Below are 20,356 nucleotides of genomic sequence, written 5' to 3'. Positions count from 1 at the left end.
CGGTGGGTCTTCCCCGACAGGGGGTGGACGATGACGGAGCACATCGACATCACGCGACGGAAGGTACTCGCCGCTGCGGGAGCCGTGGGTGTCACTGGACTGGGGGCCGGGCTGGGGACGAGCGCCCTGTTCAACGACACCGAATCGTTCGCGCGCAACACGCTCGCGGCGGGCGACCTCGACCTGCGGGTGGACTGGCAGCAGACCTACAGCGGGCCACACCCCGGGACCGGCGACGTCGGTACGCACGCGGTCAACGCCTACCCGGACCACGACGGCGACGGCCTGCAGTCGTTCAACGAGGTCCAGTACGGCGGTCCGGGGGCCACGGCCAGCGCCGACGAGATCCCCGGCGTCTGCTGTGACTGCGATGCCGACGAGTTCCTGCTGGTCCAGGGTGGGGAGACGTACTGTATCGACGCCGTCGAGGACACCGTTCCCATCGAGGACTACTACGACTACGAGGGCTCGGTGTTCGCCTCGCAGAGGGACGCCATCCAGGACCCGAACACGAGTTCGGTCTTCGTCTACCGGAACGTCGACACCGGGAACGTGAGCCTGGTGGTGGTCCACGGCAGTCGCTCCGGCGGCGGGGACGGCGGCGCGGCGTCGTTCGACTACTACGGGCTCGACAGCGGGGCGAGCTGGCTCGTCACGGACGACCCGCCGAGCGGTCGGGACAGCTACTCCGTCGACCCGGGATTCAGCAACCACCTCTGGGACGCGGGCTACACCGACGGGGGTGCCGTCGGGCCCCTGTCCGATGGCTTCTGCGTCACGGTCGTCCCGGCGTTCAACGAGGCGGCGGAACTGTACGGCACTGAGGGCATCGACGGGACCGTCGACGAGTGGCGTGCGTTCGACGGCCACCCGGATAACACGGTCGACCTTCTGGACGGAACGGACCCGGTAAACGCGTCACCGATTACGATCTGCTCGGGCTGCAGCGTCCGGAGCGGGTCGAACCTGGATGTCCCCGAGGTCTTCCGGAGCGAGGCGTATCCGGAGCAGGACCACCTGATCGAGCTCTCGGACGTGAAACCCGGCGACACGGGGGAGATCACGTTCAGCCTCCACAACTGCCACAACCCGGCGTACCTCTGGCTGGACGTGCTGAACCTGACCGGCGCCGAGAACGGCATGACCGAACCCGAAAGTACCGTCGACAGCGACGGGAACAGCGAACTGCCGGATGCCGTCGAGGTCCGGTTCTGGTACGACCGGGACTGCGACAACGCGCTCGACGACGGCGAGCGGCTGATCTACCCCGCGTCGGGCTACGCGACCGTCGCGGACCTGTTCGAGAGCGCTGGGGAGCCCATCGACGGCGGACGGCGGATCGAACTGGACGGCCAGCCGTACGACGATGGCTCCCGCGAGCTTCCCGGCGACGGCGGCACGCTGTGCATCGGCTTCGAGTGGCGAGTTCCGACGGGGGTCGGCAACGAGATCCAGAGCGATTCGCTCGGGTTCGACCTCCGGTACTACACGGAACAGAGCCGGAACCAGTGAGGTGGGGGACGGATGCGTCTCCCTGGTTCCACCACGACGCCGGTCGCCCTGCGCGTCCGGCGGTCCCCACGCGGGTGCGCGACGGCGGTTCGACTCCGCCGGTGGGCCTGGACTGAACTGATGGCGAGCAAAACAGACGGCCGGTCCCGGAACGGCCCCCGGCAGGGTGCCAGCACGCCACCACCGTCACGAGCCGCGGGACCCGGCTGCTGGGCCGCCGACTGCTGGTCTCGTCGGCTTCCCGGCGGGTCGCGGGGGGCGGATCGCCGCCGGACCTGTCCCCTACCCGGGGAGTCCGGAGATTTATGGGGAGTGTCACCGAACACCGAAGCAGGGCCGAACCGCTGGGAGTACACGGCCCGGGGGGGAACATGAGCGAGCACGACGGGGATAGGGGCATCGCCCGCCGAAAGGTACTGGCAGCGGCGGCTGGCGTCGGCGGGCTGGGGGTCGCCGGTGGCGTCGGGAGCGCCGCGATCCTGCGTGACGAGGAGTCCTTCGGTGGCCTGTTCGGAAGCGGTTCCCTCGATCTGGCGGTCACGTGGGAGGGGATCGAGGACGGGGAGGCCGAGACGGACGGCGGAAGCCTGACGGCGAAGCTCCAGCCCTCGGATAGAGACGGCAGCGGGCTCCTGAAGCTCGCGCTTCCGGGCCCCGCGAACAACCCGGGCCACGTCTGGCTCCGGCCGACCTGCCCGTCCGAGGCGGGACTCGCCGACGTGCTGGAACTCACGATCAGCTACGCCGATGCCCAGGGGGTCGCGGGCGAGTTCGTCCACGACAGCGACGGCGAGGACATCGACGGCCGGACGCTCCGCGACCTCGCCGAGCAGCCGGGGACGAAGCTCCGGTTCGGCGACGACGGCTGCCTCGACGGCGACGCGTCCCGCTACCTGCTCGTCGAGTGGGAGTACACGACGAGCGGTGCCGGCTTCGAGACGGCGGACTTCGACTTCGAGTTCTTCGCCGGACAGTGCCGGAACGACGACTCACCGGCGAACCCGTACGACCCGCAGGGCTGTGCCACCCCGACGCCGACCCCGGCGGAGACGCCGACCAACGAGCACGCCATCAGCAACATCGGCTTCTGCACGGACTCGGCCGGCCCCATCAACCCCGCGGTCACGAGCGTCAACAACGCCGATCCGAACAACCCCACGTCGGTCGACTGGGAGACGGACGTCGAGGTGGACTTCGTCACGCTGTTCTTCGGGTACAACGGTGGACCCCGGATGACCATCTACGATTACCGGGACGACGACGACCGGACGTCGGGGACCGCGCTCAGGAACGACCCGGACGCGGCCGTCCAGCTGTACGACCCGGGCGGGACGACGGGCGGCGGCGGGAACGGGAACGGCGGAGGTGCCGGGGGCGCTCCCTCCCGGCCCTGTGAGATCGCCGACGAACAGCTCGACACGGACGACAGTTTCTCGGTTTCGAGCACGGCCAAACTGGAGTTCGTCGAGGAGAACGCCGAGTTCGAGGAGGTGGACGATGACGACTGACGAGCGAGCCCCCCCGACGGGGACGGAGACCGGACCGACCCGAGCGACCTGGCGGACCGCCGCCAACGTCCTCGGCGTCCTCCTCCTGATCGCGCTCGTCGTCCCGTTCGTCGTCTACGCCGTGCCAGCGGTCGTCGGCGCGGACGCGAGCTACGTCGTGCTCTCGGGGAGCATGGAGCCGGCCATGAGTCCCGGCGACGTGATTGTCGTCGATGAGGTGCCGCCCGAGCGCATCGCCACGGGCGACGTCGTGACCTTCCGGCGGAGCGGCGAGTCCCGCCCGACGACCCATCGCGTGATCGAGGTGGTCGAGACCGAGCAGGGGCTCGCGTTCCGCACCGCGGGCGACGCGAACGAGGACCCGGACCCCTCGCTGGTGTCGGCCGAGCAGGTCGTCGGCGAGGTGATGACCGTCGGCGGCTACCTGCTCGTCATCCCGCTGATGGGCTACGTCGTCCAGTTCGCCGGGACCACGACGGGCATGCTCACCCTGATCGTCGCGCCGCTGGCGCTGCTGGTGCTCTCGGAGGCCTACGTGCTCGCTCGCTCTACCCGGGGCGGGGACGACACGGCGGCCGACGGCACGGCCGCGACCGGGGCGGACGACCCCGACGACCACCCGGACCAGCCCGCCGGTCGGGGCGGGGCTGCCGAGAGCGGGGGGGGCGGTGCTGCGGCCGCCGTGGGCGAGACGAGCGCCGAGCCCGACGAGGCCGCGGGGGGCATCACGCTCACTCCGATGGACCTCCGGCTGACCGTCGGGGTGCTGCTCCTGTTCACGGCGTATGCCGTCTGGGTGGCGTACATGACTCGCGAGGTCTGGTCCGTGACCGCGGCGACGACCGTGGGCGCGACGCTCGTCCTCGTCGGCGCGATGTACCTGTTCGGCGGCTCGCCGCCGGCCGAGGACGCCGACCGGCCGGCTGCGGAGGCGCCCGGCTCCGCGCCTGAATCATCGGCGGAGCCGTCCGCGGAGCCGTCCGCGGGGCCGTCCCCTCGGCGCACCGCGGTAGCGCACGACGGCGGTGCCGAGCGGGCCGTCACGCGGGTCGCCGACGACCCGGGTACGGTCACGCGCAACGCGGGGGCTGGCGCACCCCGGATGGGGTCCGATACGGCCACCGGCGAGGGATCGCCCGACGGCGCGGCTCCCGGGGCGGTGGCCACCGACCCACCGGCGCCGAGACCGGTCGCCAGCCGGTGCGAGCTGACGCCGGCGATCATGCCTGCCGCGAGCGACCCGGAACCGGCGATCATGCCTGCCGCGAGCGACCCGGAACCGGCCATCACGGCCGCTGACGAGTCGACCGACATCAGGTCTCCGGTCGCCGACGATCCGACGGCGGACGACGCTGGCCCGTCCACCGGAACGCACACCGGAACGGCCGACGCTCCCGCCGCCACCGCGAAGGCCGATACCGCCGCAACCGGGGCCACCGACGCGGAGGCTGACACCACAGCGGCCGAGGCCACAGCGACCGGGGGCGGGGGCGACCGCGGCGGACCTCGCCCGCTGTCCAGCAATCCGCTGATCGCCGTGCCGTTCGTCCTGCTCTACTACGTGGGCTACGCGGTCGTCGAGCCGATCCGGTTCGTCTATCGTCGGCTCCCGCTCGTCGGTGGAGGTGGTGGCGATGCCTGATCGGCGGCGGCTCCTGGTCGTGCTCGTCCTGGCTCTCGTGTTCGGCTTGAGTCTCGCCGGCGGGTACAGCTACGCGGTCCTCAGCGACGAGGAGGAGGTCGAGGTCACGATCGACGCGTCCGGACTTGAGGATGATAATGAGGTCGCAGCTGCCGAACAACCGACACCGACCGACTCGTCAACACCGACACCGACCGACTCGTCAACACCGACACCGACCGACTCGTCAACACCGGAATCTGGATCCCGCGACGGGGCTTCCACGGGGTCGAGTTGATCGACGAATGCGCCCCCGGATTCCACCCGCTCTCATCGGCAATATAATTCCGGGGATGGCGCCCGGGGCCCACAAGCGCAACGCGCTGGTGCTGCTGGTGTACCTGCTCCTGTCGTTCGTCGTGCTGTCCGCGGCCGGAATCGGCGTGCCGGAGATCCTTCCGTGGTGAGGTCGGGCCGCCCTCGGTGTGAACGCCCGGCCAGTGGAATCGTCCGGGACAGTCGGGTCTCGCGGTTGGCTGTGGGGGGTGACGGGGAAAGTTACAGTCGGCCTAACGGTGGCACCGTGCCAAATAAACGCGTGGCCGATCGAATTGACCGGAGTCGGAAGCTACTTCCGGTTGATGAGTCCCGTTCCCTCCGAATTCGGCACTTCCGGGCGAGCCAGCTGACGCGGGAGTAACGAAGCACCTATCACCGGGGCTGGCAAGGTAACGACCAAATGGCTACACCGGACGCGGGTGCGAACGAGTTCGTCCTCTGGCTGGACGAGATCGGGTCCGACGACCTCGATCTGGTCGGCGGCAAGGGCGCCTCGCTCGGGGAGATGACCGCCGCTGGACTCCCCGTCCCTCCGGGGTTCGTCGTGACCGCGGGCACCTACCGCGAGTTCATCGAGTCGACCGGCATCGACGAGGAACTGTTCGCTGCCGTCGACGTGGACGCCGAGGACTCCACGGCGCTCGCGGAGGCCGAGGCCCACGCGAAGGAACTCATCCTCGAGACGGAGATGCCCGAGGACATCCGACAGGGTATCCTCGACGCCTACGCCGACCTCGACGACGGCGAGGCGTTCGTCGCCGTCCGCTCCTCGGCCACCGCGGAGGACCTCCCGGACGCGTCCTTCGCCGGCCAGCAGGAGACCTTCCTCAACATCACCGAGGAGGACCTCGTCGACCGCGTGAAGCGATGCTGGGCCTCGCTGTTCACCCAGCGCGCCATCTACTACCGCCAGGAACAGGGCTTCGCCCACGACAAGGTCGACATCGCGGTCGTCGTCCAGCGGATGGTCGACGCGGAGAAGTCCGGTGTGATGTTCACCTCGCACCCCTCGACGGGCGAACCGAAGATCATCATCGAGGCCGCGTGGGGGCTGGGTGAGGCCGTCGTCTCCGGCTCCGTCTCGCCGGACAACTACGTCATCGACCGCGAGACGGGCGAGATCCTCGACGCCACCATCGCGGACAAGAAGACGATGATGGAGAAGGACCCCGAGACGGGGTCGACCATCGAGCGCGAGGTCGACGAGGAACTGCGCGAGGCGCAGGTGCTGGAGGCCGAGGAGATCGAGATGCTCATCGACATCGGCGAGCGCGCCGAGGACCACTACGACGACCCACAGGACATCGAGTGGGCGATGGTGGACGACGAGGTGTACATGCTCCAGTCCCGGCCCATCACGACCATCAGCGACGCCAGCGCCGGGGCGGGTGCCGATGCGGTGAGTGACGGGAGCGGCGACGGTGACGACGACGTCATCCTCAAGGGTCTCGGCGCCTCGCCGGGCATCGTCAGCGGTGCGGCGCGGGTCGTCCGCAAGCTCGACCAGCTTGACAAGGTCGGCGAGGGTGACATCATCGTGACCGAGATGACGACGCCGGACATGGTGCCCGCGATGAAGCGCGCCGCCGGCATCGTCACGGACGAGGGTGGGATGACCTCCCACGCCGCCATCGTCTCGCGCGAACTCGGCGTCCCCGCGGTGGTCGGCACCGGCACCGGCTCGGAGGTGCTGGGCGACGGCCAGCTCATCACCATCGACGGCGACAAGGGGACCATCACCGAGGGCACCGTCGACGAGGAGACCACCAAGGAGGACCGCCTGGACGAGGTGCGGCCGCAGAACCCCGTCAAGCCCATGACCGCGACCGAGGTCAAGGTGAACGTCTCCATCCCCGAAGCCGCCGAGCGGGCGGCACAGACCGGCGCCGACGGCGTCGGCCTGCTCCGGATGGAGCACATGATCCTCTCGACCAACGAGACGCCCGAGCACTACATCGAGAACCACGGCGAGGACGCCTACGTCGACGAGATCGTCCGCGGTGTGCGGGGCGTGGCCGACGAGTTCTACCCCCGGCCCGTCCGCGTGCGCACCCTGGACGCCCCGACCGACGAGTTCCGCCAGCTCGAGGGCGGCGAGGACGAGCCCCACGAGCACAACCCGATGCTCGGGTATCGGGGCATCCGGCGCTCGCTCGACCGGCCGGACGTGTTCGCCCACGAGCTGGAGGCGTTCCGCCGGCTCTGGGAGATGGGCTACGACAACGTCGAACTGATGCTCCCACTCGTCAACGACGCCGAGGACGTCCTCCGGGCGCGCACCCTGATGGAGGAGGCCGGCATCGACCCCGAGAAGCAGAACTGGGGCGTGATGATCGAGACGCCCGCCGCCGCACTCACGGTCGAGTCGATGATCGAGCACGGCATCGACTTCGCCTCCTTCGGGACGAACGACCTCACCCAGTACACGCTCGCGGTCGACCGGAACAACGGCAACGTCGCCGACCGGTTCGACGAGCTCCACCCCGCGGTGCTGGAGCTCATCGCGACGGTCATCGAGACCTGCCGCGAGCACGATGTCTCGACATCCATCTGTGGCCAGGCCGGCTCGAAGCCGGAGATGGCGCGCTTCCTCGTCAACGAGGGCGTCTCCTCCATCTCGGCCAACATCGACGCCGTCCGTGATGTCCAGCACGAGGTCAAGCGCGTCGAGCAGAAGCTGCTGCTCGACTCCGTCCGCTAGAGAGGACCCCCGATCCCGGTGGCTGCACTGGGCCCCTCGCGGAAATCGACCCCTTGTCTCTCGCTCCCTTCTGCACCATCCCTTCTGCATCCGTTCCAGCCGCCGTCCGACAGGGCACCCCCCAGCGGGACCACGCGCCGGTGGACTCGCAGGTCGACTCCCTGACGGCGATGTCTCGCTGGACACCGCGGGCCTCAGCGGGCGAAAGTTTAGGATGGCGGTCGTCGAACTGCGGGTATGGTCCGTGCGTTCATCATGGTCAAGGCCGAGGCCGGCTACGCCGAGTCGACCCTGGAGGCGGTGCTCGAACTGGAGCGTGTCACCGAGGCGAACGTCGTCGCCGGGGACTTCGACCTCGTCGTCGAGGCCGAGGGCGAGGAGGTGTACGACGTGCTCCACTCGGCGTCGAACGCCATCCGTGCCATCGAGGGCGTGACGGACACGAAGACGTACGTCTGCCTGGAATGAGTGGGAACGGCGACGACCCACGGCCGGCGGCCGAGCTGGCGCGGGAGTACTTCGGCCACGTCCGGGACCGGGACCCGGACGCCATGGCCGAGATGGTCCACGAGGACCTCGTCGAGGAGTTCCTCGTCCTGGGGACCTTCCACGGCCGCGCGGCACTGCGGGACCTCTTCGCGGAGCTGTTCGCGGCCGTCCCGGACTCGACCTTCGAGACCGAGACCGTCCACGCCGTCGACGAGGACACCGCCATCGGGCAGTGGCGCTTCACCGGCACGTTCGACGGCGGCCCCTTCCAGGGCATCGAGCCGACCGGCGCCGAACTCGACTTCCGCGGCGTCGACGTGATGGAGTTCGAAGTCCGCGACGGCGAGAAGCTCCTGAGTCACAACACCATCTACTACGACGGGCTCACCTTCGCCCGGCAGGTCGGCCTGCTCCCCGACGAGGACTCGCTCGGCGACCGGGCGCTGATGACGGGCTTCAACGGGCTGACGAAGGTGCGGCGGGAACTGTTGGACTGAGTTCCGGAGCGAAACGCGAGCTCGGAGGGATTCTCACCACAGTCACTCCGCTCGCTGGCGCTCGCTCCGTTCCCTGATTCGAATCCCTCGTGACCGCTCCGCTCCTCACGTCCGTTCGTCGCAGGAGCGAGCCCGGAGGGATTCGAACCCCCGACAACCAGGTCCGGAACCTGGCACTCTGTCCGCTGAGCTACGGGCCCTCGTCGTCCGGTAGCGGAGTCCCCCGTTTAACCGTTACCACTCCGGCGCGGAACCCGAACCACGCTGTCGCGCCTGCACGCGTCCGACAGGCGTCGTACACGCGGGACAAGCACTTTGTGCTCCGTTCTGTAGCGGTTCGCGATGATGGGCTCACTGCGGTCGCGGCTCGCCAGCCTCCGTCGGCCGGACGGCCCGGCCCCGGCCGAGGTGCCGGCCATCGGCGACGCCGCGCCCGAGTGCCCCCACGTGGCTCCCGGCACGCCGCGGGTGGTCGCGTTCCTGGGTCACACCGGCGACGTGTTCGGGGAGCGGCTGCTCGGGTCGCTCCGGGAGACCGCCCGGGAGAACCGGGATGTGGCGTTCGTCGCGGTCACGCACGGTGACCCGGCAGCGGCGACGGCGTGGTGCGGGGCGCTCGGCCTGGACCGCTCCGGGGTCCGGACCGTGGACGCAGTCGAGAGCGACGACCGGGATGGTGCGGGCCCCGAGAACCTCCACGTCGTCGTGGACGAGGGGCGCGAACTGTACGCCGCGTGGGGACTCGGCCTCGGTGGCGTCGGCTACCTGTTCCGGCCGGCGGTGCTGCGAGCCCGGCGCCGCGCACGCCGGGGGGAGACGACGGCCCACCCACCGAGCGGCACGCGCTGGCAGCGCGCCGGCGTCTTCGGCGTCGACCCCGACGGGACCGTCAGGACACGCCACGTCGCCGCCCACGCCGCCGACCGCCCGGACGCCCGTGTCCTCCCGAGTTTCCTCGAACGGCCGACCGAGGTCCGCGAGACGACGACCGGGTCGGTGCAGGCCACTCCACGGCACGTCGCCGCGGATGCGACCCCGGCGGTCACCCGCGTCGCGCCCGACCCACGCGTCGTCGACGACGACGCGACCGCCGCGGTGCGGCGCGTGACCGGCACCGAGTCGACGGTCGAGCCGGGTGTCGAATCCGAGGACGGCGAGCGGGAGCGCCAGCGCCTCCGGACCGACGGCGGCTGAACGGGCCCGCGGCGCGTCGGCGTCCGCGCCGCCGTCCCTGCGGGTTCCGTTCCGAGAGGCTCCGATTACGGCTCCGTTCGCGGGTGTCCCGACTACTGCTCGGTCCCGCTGCCCGTGCGGCCCTCCTCGGTGGGGAGGTCCGCCTCGGTCGGCTCGGTGGCGCCGCCGGCCGGTTCCCGCCTGTCGACGACCGCGTCCTTCCAGGTCCCCCGGGTGAACCAGAGCCCCGCGGCGAGCGCCCCGAGGATATGCCCGGTCGTCATCCCGATCCAGATGCCGGTCGCACCCATGCTCGCGAGGAACGCCAGCCCGTACACCATCGGGACCCGGCCCACCCAGAGCGCGAGGAGCGAGAACCCGAGCGCGGTGCGGGTGTTGCCCGCGCCCCGGTAGGCGCCCAGCAGGACCTGGAAGACGCCGATGAAGGCGAACTCGACGGCCCGGATGCGGAGGTACTCGGTCGCGAGGTCGATGGTCGCCTCGGCCGTCGCCGTGCCCGTGGTCATGAAGACGCTCACGACCGGGCGCGCCGCGAGCAGCGCGACGACGCCCACCCCGAGCATGACGGCGGCCGCGGCACCGACCGCGAGTCCGACCGCGCGCTCGGCGCGCTCGGGCTTGCCCGCGCCGAGGTTCTGCCCGACCATCGTGTTCGTCGCGCGCCCCAGCCCCATGGCGGGGAGGAAGACGAGCGAGATGAGCCGGTTGCCCAGCCCGTACGCCGCCACCACGGGCGGGCCGAAGGCGGCGACCATCCCCGTCAGCGCGACCATCGCGAGCGCGCTGGTCGACTGCTCCAGCGCGGCGGGCGTTCCGATGGCGACGATCTCGCGGACCCGCCCGTACTGGAGCCGGAGGTGCTCGAGCGCGACGTCCGGCCCTCGGGTCGTCCGGAACAGGATGTAGAGCCCGACGACCGTCGCCAGTCCCCGCGAGATGACCGTCGCGTAGGCCGCGCCCGCGACCTCCAGACGCGGCGCGCCGAACCAGCCGAAGATGAGGACGGGGTCGAGCGCGACGTTCAGCGCCACCGACAGCGCCATCACCAGCATCGGGGTCCGCGTGTCGCCGTAGCCCCGCATCAGCGCCGAGAACAGGAAGAAGCCGAACAGGAACGGCGTCCCCATGAAGAACACGCGCATGTACTCGGCGGCCAGCGGCACGACGTCGTTCGCGGTGGCGGCGTCGGCCGGCAGGAGCGAGAGGAGCGGCACGACACCGAGGAACCCCAGCGCCCCGAGGCCAGTCGCCAGCAGCGTGACGAACGCGAGCGTCTGGCCGGCGACCTCGCCCGCGCTCGTGCCGGTGTCGGAATCGCCGGTCGTGTCGGTTCCCTCCGCCGTCTTGCCGGCCTCGGCGCCGGTGTGCTGGGCGACCAGCGTCGACCCGGCGACCGTGAACCCGCCGCCGACCGAGAGGACGAGGAACACGAGGGGGAAGGCGAGGCTCAGCGCGCCGACCGCCTCCGCCGAGAGGCGCCCCAGCCACAGCGTGTCGGCGATGTTGTAGGCCACCTGCAGCAGCTGGGTGACGACGATGGGCCACGCCAGCCCGAAGAGCGGCCGCGCCAGGCCACCCTCGGTGATGGTGTCCTCGGAGGGCTGCACCCACGGGGGAACGGTGGGGCTCCGTATGTGTCTGTTCCTTCGCCGGACGGCCCGTCGCTGTCGTCGCGCCACCGGCGGCGGGCCAAGAGCCGTCCCGTGGCTCGTAGCGTCTGGTTATCGCTGAAGATGCTAGTTAGACGATAAAAGTTGTATTTTCTTCATGAGAATTGCCCTTTCGAGGTCAAAATGCGGTTTCAGTGGATTGTTCGCCGGAGATGCGGAGGGTGAGCGTTAACAGGCCGGGCCCCGGAGCGTGGCCATGAGCGACACCGCCGACCGTCCGTTGCAGGTCGGGAGCGGCATCGACGCCGACCGCACGCCGACGGCGTTCGTCCCGGCGCACGTGACGGGCTTCTTCACGGCCGAACCTGCCGACGACCCGACGGAGGCCGGGTCGACCGGCGCCGGCCTCGCGCTCTCGGACGGCGTCACCGTCCGGGTCGAACCGGCGACGCCCGGGACGTACGAGGTCACGCTCGACGGCGAGTCGCTGGACATCGCCGCACCGAAGCGGGTCCTGCGGGCGCTCCGCGTCGACGGCGCGCACGTGCGGGCCCGCTCGGAGGTCCCGCTCGCCTCCGGGTTCGGCGTCAGCGGCGCGCTCGCGCTCGGGACGGCCCTCTGCGCGAACGCCGTCTTCGACCGCGAGCTCTCCGAGAACGAACTCGTCACGGTCGCTCACGGTGCCGAGGTGCAGGCTGGGACCGGGCTGGGCGACGTGGTCGCGCAGGCCCGCGGGGGGGTCCCGGTCCGTCTGGAACCCGGTGCCCCCGGGCAGGGCTTCATGGACGGCATCCCCGCCCGCTCGCGCGTGGAGTACGTCACGCTGGGGGAACTCTCGACCGAGGCGGTCCTGTCGGGCGACACGGACCTGCTGAGCCACGCCGGTCAGCGGGCGCTCTCCGCGCTCGTCCAGGAGCCGACGCTCGAGCGGTTCGTCCGGTCCTCGCGTCGATTCGCCCGCGAGGCCGAACTCCTCACCGACCGCGTCCGGGATGTCGTCCTCGACGTGAGCGAGGCCGACGGGTCGGCGTCGATGGCGATGCTCGGCGAGACCGTGTTCGCGCTCGGGACCGGCCTCTCGGACGCCGGACACGACCCCGCCGTCTGCCGGATCCACCCCACCGGCGCGCACCTCACGCTCGACGGCTGGTAGGGGTCCGGCTCCGTCCGCGGTCCGCGATGGGCGACACGCTGAAGCGCCGGCGGACCGACGGTTCGGACGTGTCCGAGGACGACCCGACCAGCATCCGCTCGCTGGCGATCACCACCGAGGACCTGCTGGCGGCGCTGGAGGCCAACGCCCGCCGGGACGCGGGCGCCGTCCTCCGGGTGACTCCGCCGTTCGCGGGCCGGATGCGCGCCCGCCTCCACCTCGCCGGGGCGGAGGGCGACTACGACGAGGCGCCGCGGCCGCTCCATATCGCCCCCGAGCGACTGCTCGACGACGACGCGCCCGCCTTCCCGAGCGTCGACGCCACCGAGGACGCCCTCCGGTCGGCCCCCGACGCCGAGTACACCCCCGAACGCCATCGCTCCTGCCACGAGCGGCGCGTCGAGACGTGGCGTGCGGCCGTCCGCGACCACGTCCGGGACGAGGCGACGGTCGAGACGCCCGCGGGTGCGGTGACGGTCGCGATCTCGCTGCTGGGATAGGCGGCCCGGCCGCGGGGGATACACCCTGTGGCGCCGCCACGGCGCGGCGCGTCGGGGAGACGCCGGACGGCGGCGGGAGTACCGGAGGGATATATAGCAGCAGGTAGCGGTCGGAGATATCGGATAGGACTGTTCAGAGGGCTCGATAAAACTTCTAACTGTTTCTGAGGTGTTCGTAAAAGGTCCGTAAAGGTCCGTTCATCCGCGGTGAAAGGTCCGAAACGAAACGAAGGCTCTCGCGGTTATATGCTGGTGTCGTGCCATGGGGTGAGTGAAGCACGATGTCCACGAACAGCCCGTCGCTCTGGCCCCCCGCCGACGCCTCCCCGACCCGTATCGCCGACCACCTCCGCCGCGGCCTCCGCACCGCCGTCGACCACGTCCGGCCGCTGCTCCAGGCGACCGCCTTCTGGTCCGCGGTCGCCATGCCGTTCCTCTACGTCCCGCTCCTGCTGGGCGGACTCACGGGCAGCGAGTTCTCGACGTTCGTCGCCCTCCTGCTCGTGAACGCGCTCGTCCTCGTGCTCGGGCACGGCCACGAGGTGGGCGAGCCCGCCGAGGAGCGCACCGACTCGAACGCACGGTAGCCGACGACTCGAACGCGACCCGGGTCGGACAACCGCCCTCCAATCGCCCTCCACCCCACTGCTTTCCAACCGGCCTCCCTCCAACCGCTCCGCCGTTCCCGGCTACCCTCCGGCCGTGAGCCAGCCGCTCGTCCCCCGGCGTTTTTGCGCTCGCCCTCCGTGTTCCGGAGCATGAGCGATGCCCTCGACCGGGTCGACTGCCTGCGGTTCCCCAGCGACGGGCCCGACACCGTACGCCTCGTTCCCGCGGGCGTGGGCGAGCGCGTGGTGGCGGCCCACCACGAGGAGATACGGCGCCGCCGCCGCCTCGCCGTCGCCGCAGCGGTGGTCGTGACGCTCCTCACCGGCGCCGCGGCGGTCATCGTCCTCGGCCCGACGCCCGTCACCGCCGTCGGGACGGTGCTCGTCGGCATCGTGATGCTCTACGCTGCCCGGCGGTCGCCCGACGGGACATCGACGCGGGCCCCCGAACTGGTCGAGACCGACACTCCGGCCGCCGAGGCCCGCGAGCGATACGCCGTGGCGGCCGCCTCGACGGACCCGTTCGGGACCGACGACGGCGGCGGGGTCGGACCCGGACGCACGGACGACACCGGGCCGCCGGCAGCCGAGGAGCGCTGACGGCGGCGACCTCTCAGTATGACTACGTGTCTCAGTTTCAGGGAAGCGTTTAGTCACTGCGACCGGGAGTTCGGGACATGCCAGGTCCCGCGTTCCGCCGCGGCGAGACCGTCGCCCTCCACCCCCCGAACGAGGAGGACATCGACTTCCTCCACGAACACACGATGGACCCGGAGGTCCGATGGGGACTGACGACGGCCTTCCCGCAGACCCGCTCGCAGGCCGAGAAGCGACACGAACAGCACGCCGAGGACGACTCCGGCGTCGGCCTCCTCGTCGTCACCCGCGACGGCGGGGAGCCCGTCGGCAACGTCATCGGCTTCGACATCGACCCCGACCACGGCACCGCCGAACTCGCCGCCTGGGTCGCCCCCGACCACCAGGGCGAGGGGTACGCCACCGAGGGCACCGCGCTGATGCTGGACTACCTGTTCGCCGAGCGCCGGCTGAACACCATCGTGGCCCGTGCCACCGTCGAGAACGAGGCCAGTCGCGCGACGCTGGAGGGGCTCGGGTTCCAGCTCGAGGGCATCCAGCCCGCGGAGAAGTACGTCGACGGCGAGCACGTCGACGTCGCGCGCTACTCGATGCTGGCCCGCGAGTGGGACGGCGCCGACGCGGCCCTCGACCGCGGAGGTGACGCCTGATGCCGGGGGCCCCGTTCCGCGAGAACGACGAGGTGGCGCTGTACACCATCGAACGCGAGGACCTCGAGTTCCTCGCGCGGCTCCGGAACGACCCGGAGATCCGCCACGGCGTGACGTTCACCCGACCTGAGTCCGATGTCGACCTCGAGACGTGGTTCGAGGAGCACGTCTCCGAGACCGACACGGACGACGAGGGCGCGCAGTTCCTGATCGTCCCCCACGACGACCCCGATTCGACCGAAGCGCTCGGGACCGACGGCGGAACGGTCGCGAACGGCGCGGACGACCGTGACGAGGGCGCTGATAGCGCGGACCCGGATGACGAACCGCTCACCCCGCAGCCGGTCGGCTACGTCTCGCTGTTCGACATCCAGCGGCCGGCCGGGCACGGCGAGGTGTCGGTCACGGTCGCCCCCGAGTACCGGGGGCAGGGCTACGCAACCGCCGCCATCCGGGAACTGGTCGCCTACGGCATCGAGGAACTCCGGCTGACGAAGGTCCGGGCCCGGGCGCTGGAGCGCAACGACGCCTCCCGTGCGGTCCTGGAGAACGTCGGCTTCCGGGTCGGGGAGACCCGGCGCGAGGCGAAACGCGTCGACGGCGCGCACGTCGACGTGGTGGCGTACTCGCTGCTGGCCGAGGACTGGTTCGACCGCTCGGACACCACCCGGGGCCTCCCCGGCAGCCCGCCCGGCGCGACCGCCGAGGAGCGTGGTCATCACCGGCCGTTCGCGACCGACGGCGACGGTGGCGACGGCAGCGCGGCCGACGGCGAGACGGACGAGCGCGCGACGGGCCAGGGAGGTGAGCGGTGATGCCGGGGCCCGTCTTCCGCGCGACCGACGACGGGGAGGTGACGCTCCGGCCGCGCCAGGAGGAGGACCACGAGTTCGTCCGCGACGTGACGAACCGGCCGGAGGTGCGTCAGCTCCTGCGGAACACGGAGCCGAAGAACCTGCACGCCGTCGAGAGCTCCTTCGAGGAGTACGCCGACAACGACGACGGCGCCGGGTTCTGCATCTGTGCGCCCGACGAGCCCGTCGGCCACATCGGGGTCTGGCGCATCGACCACGTCAACGCCAGCGCCTGGATGGGGGCCTGGATCCACCCCGACCACCACGGCGAGGGGTACGCCCCCCGCGGCACCGCGCTGGCCATCGACTGGGCGTTCGACGAGCTGGACCTCCACCGGCTCAACACCGGCGTCTTCGAGCCGAACCGCCCCTCGCAGCGCGTGATGGAGAAGCTGGGCTTCGTCCGCGAGGGCGTCGAGCGCGAGGCCATCTACATCGAGGGCGCCTGGTACGACACCTACCGGTACGGGCTGCTGCGGGAGGAGTGGGACGGCTACGACGGGTAGCCCCCGACACGGGAGTCACACCAGGCCCACTCCCAGGAACAGCACCGCGACGGCGACGGCGACCGCGGCGGCTGCGGCCCCGGAGACGTGGCGTTCGTGGGACAGCCCGAATCCCCAGATGGCGCCTCCCCAGGCCATCGTGAGGACGCCGCTGGCCTGGCCGACCAGCCGCATGGTGTCCAGCTGCGCGATGGCCTGGTCACGGAGCGTCGCCGGGTCGTAGCCGTCACCGACCGTGATGGGGTCGAAGGTGAGCCAGAGCGCGAGGAGCGTGGCCGCCATCCCGACCAGCGTCGGGACCAGTCCCCAGGCCGCGACGGCGAGGGTACGGCCGAACGGGCCCTCGCCGTTCGCGAGCCACGTCCCGGCGTGGAGCGCACCGGCGACCAGCAACAGGACGAGCGGCAGGCCGATGGCGAGCTGGCCGGCGACGTTCCCGACGGCCTGCCAGATGAAGTGGTCGATGTTCCGCTCGACCCGCTTCGGCTCGTCACAGCCGTGCGGTGTGAACTCCCCCGGTGAGTCGCCGTCGCAGAACGCGTCCCCCGGGTAGGCGGGGTTGTCGACGGTGACGGTCCCGTCGATGTTGGCGGCGAACACCCAGCCCAGCGTGTAGACACCGACCAGCAGGACCAGCATGGTGAGGAGGCTGACGGCGATGCCGCGGCCTGTGCTGGCCGTCCGCTCGCTGAAGTAGCGGTCGGGGTGGCGGAGGGGGGTGCGTGGCGGGGACATCGCTCGGCCGTATCGACGGGCGGCTCAAAAACTCGGTGGCGGAGACGGTCGGAGGTGCCCGGGGAGCTACAGCGACATGTCGCTCTCGGCCTCGGCGCCCTCGGTGGCGTCCTCGAGGCCGTCCTCCTTCATGTCGCTGGTCATGACGTTGCTGATTCCCGCGTCGGTGAGGACGTCCTCGAAGTCGGCCTGGTAGCGGGCGGAGACGCTGCGGATCTCGGTCTCGGTCTCGACGACGCGCCGGTAGCGTCGGACCGTCGAGGCCGACACCTCCAGCTCCTCGGCGATCTCGCTCGTCCCGCGGTCCTCGTTCAGCAGCCGCCGGAGCCGCTTCAGCTCGAACGGCGCGTCCCGGTCGCGGTCGCGGACCAGGTGGACGTCCAGCCGCGCCCGGACCACGTCGCGACGGTCGACATCGAGTGCCCCGGCGATGTCGGTGTCGTCCTCGCCCTCGTAGTAGCCCCGGACGAGGCGGGCGTACTCGGCGTCCGTGAGGTCGGTGTCGAACGTGTACTTCTCGCGCATCCGTGCGACCACCGCGGCCAGCCGCTCGGCGACCTCCTCGTCGTCCCCGCCCGCGAGCGTCCCCGGCGACTCCTCCTGGGTCTCGGTGACGGTCTCCTCCCCGGTCACCTCCTCGAAGATATCCCGCAGCTCCTCCGTCTTCTCGTCCATGATTTGGTGCCGAAACGACCGCGCTATTTAGTTCTGTGGGGCCGTTCCCGACCGTCGGGCACGCGTCCAGTCCCGGCCGGACGGGGCCGCCCCGACCGGACAGCCGGCGCCCGCTGCGACCGCACGGACGGGGTCGCTTCCATCGCGTGAGTGGGGGCTGGCCGCCACGGGGACCCACGAGATAAATCCCCCGTTCGCTACTGGTTTTACAGCGGAAGATGTGCTGGAATTTAGCGCGAAAGACGGCAACGGAGCGGGTGCGAGCGGTTGACAAGACTTAACCATACAGGCATCCGTTTCCGCCGTATGACGTGGACGCTACTCCAGGCGGGCGTCGACTCCGGGGTGACCACCCGGCCGACGTTCTGGAAGATCTCACATACGGGTGAGGTGGTGTTCTACTACCTCGCCGCTGTGACGATCTTCGTCTTCGCCTACGGGGTGTACGACCGGTTCGCCCGGTACGGGCGTGGCACCGAGGACTGGTTCGACCGGCTGGACGACCTCCCGGGACGCATCGTCGAGGCCGCGAAGATCGTGGGCTCCAACGAGAAGCAGTTCAACCGCGATCTGGTCGGCGGCGTGATGCACGCGTTCATCCTGTGGGGCTTCCTGACCCTGCTGATCGGGACGACCATCATCGCCATCGACATCGACTTCTTCCGGAACCTCACGATGCTGTTCACCGGCGAGCGCCAGTCGTTCTTCGTCGGTGACTTCTACCTCTCGTACTCGCTGGTGATGGACTTCATGGGCCTGCTGTTCGTCGTCGGTCTGGGCATCGCGCTCTGGCGGCGCTACGTGACCCGGAAGGACCGGCTGCACGGCAAGCACACCTCCTGGGAGGACGGGTTCCTGGTCTGGTCGCTGTTCCTGCTCGGGGTCGGTGGCTACATCCAGGAGGGTCTGCGCATCCTGGGCACCGCGAGCGTCGAGAACGGTGCCGTCCAGTTCATCTCCTTCGAGCAGGTCTCGTTCGTCGGCTGGTTCGTCGCCGACGTCCTGAACGGCACCTTCCAGGCGATGGGGATGGGCCCGAGCGAGTCCGTCGGCGCGGCCGAGGCACTCTACCCGGTCGGCTGGTGGTCGCACGCGCTGTTGGCGTTCCTCTTCGTGGCGGCGGTGCCGTACGCGAAGCCGTTCCACATGATCTCCTCGTTCGCGAACGTGGTCACGCGCGACGAGAAGGCCGGCAAGCGACTCCCCGGTGTCCCCGCCGACCTCGATGCGGATACGGGCGCCGAGTCCATCGACCAGTTCTCCTGGAAGGAGATGCTGGACCAGGACGCCTGCACGAAGTGTGGCCGCTGTTCGTCGGTCTGCCCGGCGAACGCCTCCGGTCGCAACCTCGACCCCCGTGACGTCATCCTCGACCTCAAACAGTACCGAGAGGAGGTCGATCGGACGGGCGAGGAGCAGGAGATCGTCGCCGAGTCCGGCGGCGTCATCGACGCGGAGACGATGGAGTCCTGTATGGCCTGTATGGCCTGTATGGACGCGTGCCCGGTCGAGATCGAGCATCTGAAGTCGTTCACCCGGCTCAACCGCCAGCTCACCGACCAGGGTGACATCCAGCCCTCGCTGCAGGAGGTGTTCCAGAACGTGATGCAGAAGGGCAACACGTTCGGGAACAGCCAGCGCAAGCGCGCCGACTGGGCCGACGAGCTGGAGTTCGACGTCACCGACGCCCGCGAGGAGGAGGTCGAGTACCTCTGGTACGTCGGCGACTACCCGAGCTACGACGACCGGAACAAGAAGGTGGCTCGCTCGCTGGCGAAACTGCTCGAGGAATCGGGCGTCTCGTTCGGTATCCTGTTCGACGACGAGAAGTACGACGGGAACGACATCCGGCGTGTCGGCGAGGAGTTCCTCTACGTCGAACTGGCGGGCCATCACGTCGACTCGTTCCAGGAGTGTGACTTCGAGAAGATCGTCTGTACGGACCCGCACTCGTACAACACGTTCAAGAACGAGTACCCGGAGGTCGACTTCGACGAGTTCGCCGACGACCCGATGATGCCCTTCGAGATCGAGGAGGGCTGGAACCAGAACGGCGAGGTCGACGTGCTGCACTGGACCCAGGTCGTCGAGGAACTGGTCGAGCGGAACGCGCTCGGGCTGTCCGGGACGGAACTGGACTACACGGTCACGTACCACGACCCGTGCCACCTCGGGCGGTACAACGACGAGTACGAGGCGCCGCGCGAACTGATCCGTGCGACGGGGTGTGACCTGCACGAGATGCCGCGCAACCGCGACAACTCCTACTGCTGCGGTGGCGGCGGCGGCGGGCTCTGGCTCGAGCACGAGGAGGACGAGAAGGCCTCCGAGGAACGCCTCCGCGAGGCACTCGAAGATACGGAGGCGGGCCAGGCCGTCGAGAAGTTCGTCGTGGCGTGCCCGATGTGCATGACGATGTACGAGGACGGGCGCAAGACCGGGGACTTCGAGGACGACATCGAGATCGTCGACATCTCCGAACTGCTCATCGAGGCCATCGAGCAGGGCGGCCCGACGGCGACGGCGGCCGGCGAGGCCGGCGGTCCGACTCCCGCGGACGACTGATCCCTCCCCGGCGCTCGGATTCTTCCGGGGTCTTCTCACGCC

At 70.2% G+C, this 20,356-nt stretch carries 20 protein-coding genes and 1 tRNA gene; 17 read left to right on the top strand and 4 right to left on the bottom strand.

Annotation, left to right across the window (positions count from 1 at the left end; translation table 11 throughout):
• Positions 1-30 precede the first annotated feature (30 nt).
• The 8 genes from P2T62_RS18555 to P2T62_RS18520 all read left to right on the top strand — a co-directional run bounded on the left by P2T62_RS18555 (position 31) and on the right by P2T62_RS18520 (position 8,667).
• On the top strand, positions 31-1,512 hold the full coding sequence (locus P2T62_RS18555; RefSeq protein WP_276258506.1) for a SipW-dependent-type signal peptide-containing protein: 1,482 nt from the start codon (positions 31-33) through the stop codon (positions 1,510-1,512).
• Between the two features lie 371 nt (positions 1,513-1,883).
• Positions 1,884-3,020: a hypothetical protein gene (locus tag P2T62_RS18550; protein ID WP_276258505.1), complete on the top strand. Its 1,137-nt coding sequence runs from the start codon at positions 1,884-1,886 to the stop codon at positions 3,018-3,020.
• Positions 3,010-4,662 carry a signal peptidase I gene (locus P2T62_RS18545; protein ID WP_276258504.1) on the top strand — a complete coding sequence of 551 codons (1,653 nt, stop codon included), beginning with the start codon at positions 3,010-3,012 and terminating at the stop codon, positions 4,660-4,662. Before P2T62_RS18550 ends, P2T62_RS18545 begins: the two co-directional genes overlap by 11 nt.
• Complete coding sequence (locus P2T62_RS18540; protein ID WP_276258503.1) at positions 4,655-4,939, top strand: hypothetical protein; 285 nt, start codon at positions 4,655-4,657, stop codon at positions 4,937-4,939. The genes P2T62_RS18545 and P2T62_RS18540 overlap by 8 nt, the downstream gene beginning before the upstream one ends.
• 7 nt (positions 4,940-4,946) lie before the next feature.
• The gene (locus tag P2T62_RS18535) at positions 4,947-5,108 is read left to right on the top strand and encodes a hypothetical protein (RefSeq protein ID WP_276258502.1); all 162 of its coding nucleotides are present in this window, start codon (positions 4,947-4,949) and stop codon (positions 5,106-5,108) included.
• 272 nt (positions 5,109-5,380) lie between these two features.
• Positions 5,381-7,681: a phosphoenolpyruvate synthase gene (gene ppsA, locus P2T62_RS18530; protein ID WP_276258501.1), complete on the top strand. Its 2,301-nt coding sequence runs from the start codon at positions 5,381-5,383 to the stop codon at positions 7,679-7,681.
• 237 nt (positions 7,682-7,918) lie between these two features.
• Positions 7,919-8,149 carry an Lrp/AsnC ligand binding domain-containing protein gene (locus tag P2T62_RS18525; RefSeq protein ID WP_276258500.1) on the top strand — a complete coding sequence of 77 codons (231 nt, stop codon included), beginning with the start codon at positions 7,919-7,921 and terminating at the stop codon, positions 8,147-8,149.
• Positions 8,146-8,667 carry an ester cyclase gene (locus tag P2T62_RS18520; protein WP_276258499.1) on the top strand — a complete coding sequence of 174 codons (522 nt, stop codon included), beginning with the start codon at positions 8,146-8,148 and terminating at the stop codon, positions 8,665-8,667. The genes P2T62_RS18525 and P2T62_RS18520 overlap by 4 nt, the downstream gene beginning before the upstream one ends.
• Positions 8,668-8,794: 127 nt before the next feature.
• Here P2T62_RS18520 and P2T62_RS18515 read toward each other — a convergent pair.
• Positions 8,795-8,867, bottom strand: a tRNA-Arg gene (locus P2T62_RS18515).
• 142 nt (positions 8,868-9,009) lie between these two features.
• Between P2T62_RS18515 and P2T62_RS18510 the strand changes: the two genes are divergently transcribed.
• Positions 9,010-9,861, top strand: coding sequence for a thioredoxin domain-containing protein (locus tag P2T62_RS18510; protein ID WP_276258498.1), 852 nt, complete (start codon positions 9,010-9,012; stop codon positions 9,859-9,861).
• A gap of 92 nt (positions 9,862-9,953) precedes the next feature.
• Here the strand turns inward: P2T62_RS18510 and P2T62_RS18505 are convergent, their stop codons facing one another.
• Complete coding sequence (locus P2T62_RS18505; protein ID WP_276258497.1) at positions 9,954-11,468, bottom strand: MATE family efflux transporter; 1,515 nt, start codon at positions 11,466-11,468, stop codon at positions 9,954-9,956.
• Between the two features lie 259 nt (positions 11,469-11,727).
• Here P2T62_RS18505 and P2T62_RS18500 point away from each other — a divergent pair, with 259 nt between their 5' ends.
• The 7 genes from P2T62_RS18500 to P2T62_RS18470 all read left to right on the top strand — a co-directional run bounded on the left by P2T62_RS18500 (position 11,728) and on the right by P2T62_RS18470 (position 16,339).
• Positions 11,728-12,624 (top strand): pantoate kinase, encoded by an 897-nt coding sequence (locus P2T62_RS18500; protein ID WP_276258496.1) that lies wholly within the window; start codon positions 11,728-11,730, stop codon positions 12,622-12,624.
• A 26-nt stretch (positions 12,625-12,650) separates the two neighbouring features.
• Positions 12,651-13,124, top strand: coding sequence for a DUF8009 family protein (locus P2T62_RS18495; protein WP_420028385.1), 474 nt, complete (start codon positions 12,651-12,653; stop codon positions 13,122-13,124).
• Positions 13,125-13,405: 281 nt separating this feature from the next.
• Entirely contained in the window at positions 13,406-13,711 is a 306-nt protein-coding gene (locus P2T62_RS18490) for a DUF8028 family protein (RefSeq protein ID WP_276258494.1), read from the top strand.
• 171 nt (positions 13,712-13,882) lie between these two features.
• Positions 13,883-14,332 (top strand): hypothetical protein, encoded by a 450-nt coding sequence (locus P2T62_RS18485; protein ID WP_276258493.1) that lies wholly within the window; start codon positions 13,883-13,885, stop codon positions 14,330-14,332.
• 77 nt (positions 14,333-14,409) lie between these two features.
• Positions 14,410-14,979: a GNAT family N-acetyltransferase gene (locus P2T62_RS18480; RefSeq protein ID WP_276258492.1), complete on the top strand. Its 570-nt coding sequence runs from the start codon at positions 14,410-14,412 to the stop codon at positions 14,977-14,979.
• The gene (locus P2T62_RS18475; protein ID WP_276258491.1) at positions 14,979-15,794 is read left to right on the top strand and encodes a GNAT family N-acetyltransferase; all 816 of its coding nucleotides are present in this window, start codon (positions 14,979-14,981) and stop codon (positions 15,792-15,794) included. Before P2T62_RS18480 ends, P2T62_RS18475 begins: the two co-directional genes overlap by 1 nt.
• On the top strand, positions 15,794-16,339 hold the full coding sequence (locus tag P2T62_RS18470; protein WP_276258490.1) for a GNAT family N-acetyltransferase: 546 nt from the start codon (positions 15,794-15,796) through the stop codon (positions 16,337-16,339). The genes P2T62_RS18475 and P2T62_RS18470 overlap by 1 nt, the downstream gene beginning before the upstream one ends.
• Before the next feature lie 15 nt (positions 16,340-16,354).
• On the opposite strand, the gene P2T62_RS18465 is transcribed toward P2T62_RS18470, so the two are convergent.
• Entirely contained in the window at positions 16,355-17,074 is a 720-nt protein-coding gene (locus P2T62_RS18465; RefSeq protein ID WP_276258489.1) for a YIP1 family protein, read from the bottom strand.
• 66 nt (positions 17,075-17,140) lie between these two features.
• Complete coding sequence (locus P2T62_RS18460; RefSeq protein WP_276258488.1) at positions 17,141-17,749, bottom strand: conditioned medium-induced protein 4; 609 nt, start codon at positions 17,747-17,749, stop codon at positions 17,141-17,143.
• Between the two features lie 306 nt (positions 17,750-18,055).
• On the opposite strand from P2T62_RS18460, the gene P2T62_RS18455 reads away from it, so the two are divergent.
• The gene (locus P2T62_RS18455; RefSeq protein WP_276258487.1) at positions 18,056-20,314 is read left to right on the top strand and encodes a heterodisulfide reductase-related iron-sulfur binding cluster; all 2,259 of its coding nucleotides are present in this window, start codon (positions 18,056-18,058) and stop codon (positions 20,312-20,314) included.
• Positions 20,315-20,356 lie beyond the last annotated feature (42 nt).

Source organism: Haloglomus litoreum, from assembly GCF_029338515.1.
GTDB classification, from domain to species: Archaea; Halobacteriota; Halobacteria; order Halobacteriales; family Haloarculaceae; genus Haloglomus; species Haloglomus litoreum.
This window is presented reverse-complemented; position numbering and strand designations above follow the sequence as displayed.

What these genes read in the sequence shown, in the direction of transcription:
- P2T62_RS18555 (WP_276258506.1), top strand. Translation starts at nt 31, where the DNA reads ATGACGGAGCACATCGACATCACGCGACGGAAGGTACTCGCCGCTGCG.
- P2T62_RS18550 (WP_276258505.1), top strand. Translation starts at nt 1,884, where the DNA reads ATGAGCGAGCACGACGGGGATAGGGGCATCGCCCGCCGAAAGGTACTG.
- P2T62_RS18545 (WP_276258504.1), top strand. Translation starts at nt 3,010, where the DNA reads ATGACGACTGACGAGCGAGCCCCCCCGACGGGGACGGAGACCGGACCG.
- P2T62_RS18540 (WP_276258503.1), top strand. Translation starts at nt 4,655, where the DNA reads ATGCCTGATCGGCGGCGGCTCCTGGTCGTGCTCGTCCTGGCTCTCGTG.
- P2T62_RS18535 (WP_276258502.1), top strand. Translation starts at nt 4,947, where the DNA reads ATGCGCCCCCGGATTCCACCCGCTCTCATCGGCAATATAATTCCGGGG.
- ppsA (WP_276258501.1), top strand. Translation starts at nt 5,381, where the DNA reads ATGGCTACACCGGACGCGGGTGCGAACGAGTTCGTCCTCTGGCTGGAC.
- P2T62_RS18525 (WP_276258500.1), top strand. Translation starts at nt 7,919, where the DNA reads ATGGTCCGTGCGTTCATCATGGTCAAGGCCGAGGCCGGCTACGCCGAG.
- P2T62_RS18520 (WP_276258499.1), top strand. Translation starts at nt 8,146, where the DNA reads ATGAGTGGGAACGGCGACGACCCACGGCCGGCGGCCGAGCTGGCGCGG.
- P2T62_RS18510 (WP_276258498.1), top strand. Translation starts at nt 9,010, where the DNA reads ATGATGGGCTCACTGCGGTCGCGGCTCGCCAGCCTCCGTCGGCCGGAC.
- P2T62_RS18500 (WP_276258496.1), top strand. Translation starts at nt 11,728, where the DNA reads ATGAGCGACACCGCCGACCGTCCGTTGCAGGTCGGGAGCGGCATCGAC.
- P2T62_RS18495 (WP_420028385.1), top strand. Translation starts at nt 12,651, where the DNA reads ATGGGCGACACGCTGAAGCGCCGGCGGACCGACGGTTCGGACGTGTCC.
- P2T62_RS18490 (WP_276258494.1), top strand. Translation starts at nt 13,406, where the DNA reads ATGTCCACGAACAGCCCGTCGCTCTGGCCCCCCGCCGACGCCTCCCCG.
- P2T62_RS18485 (WP_276258493.1), top strand. Translation starts at nt 13,883, where the DNA reads ATGAGCGATGCCCTCGACCGGGTCGACTGCCTGCGGTTCCCCAGCGAC.
- P2T62_RS18480 (WP_276258492.1), top strand. Translation starts at nt 14,410, where the DNA reads ATGCCAGGTCCCGCGTTCCGCCGCGGCGAGACCGTCGCCCTCCACCCC.
- P2T62_RS18475 (WP_276258491.1), top strand. Translation starts at nt 14,979, where the DNA reads ATGCCGGGGGCCCCGTTCCGCGAGAACGACGAGGTGGCGCTGTACACC.
- P2T62_RS18470 (WP_276258490.1), top strand. Translation starts at nt 15,794, where the DNA reads ATGCCGGGGCCCGTCTTCCGCGCGACCGACGACGGGGAGGTGACGCTC.
- P2T62_RS18465 (WP_276258489.1), bottom strand. Translation starts at nt 17,074, where the DNA reads ATGTCCCCGCCACGCACCCCCCTCCGCCACCCCGACCGCTACTTCAGC.
- P2T62_RS18460 (WP_276258488.1), bottom strand. Translation starts at nt 17,749, where the DNA reads ATGGACGAGAAGACGGAGGAGCTGCGGGATATCTTCGAGGAGGTGACC.
- P2T62_RS18455 (WP_276258487.1), top strand. Translation starts at nt 18,056, where the DNA reads ATGACGTGGACGCTACTCCAGGCGGGCGTCGACTCCGGGGTGACCACC.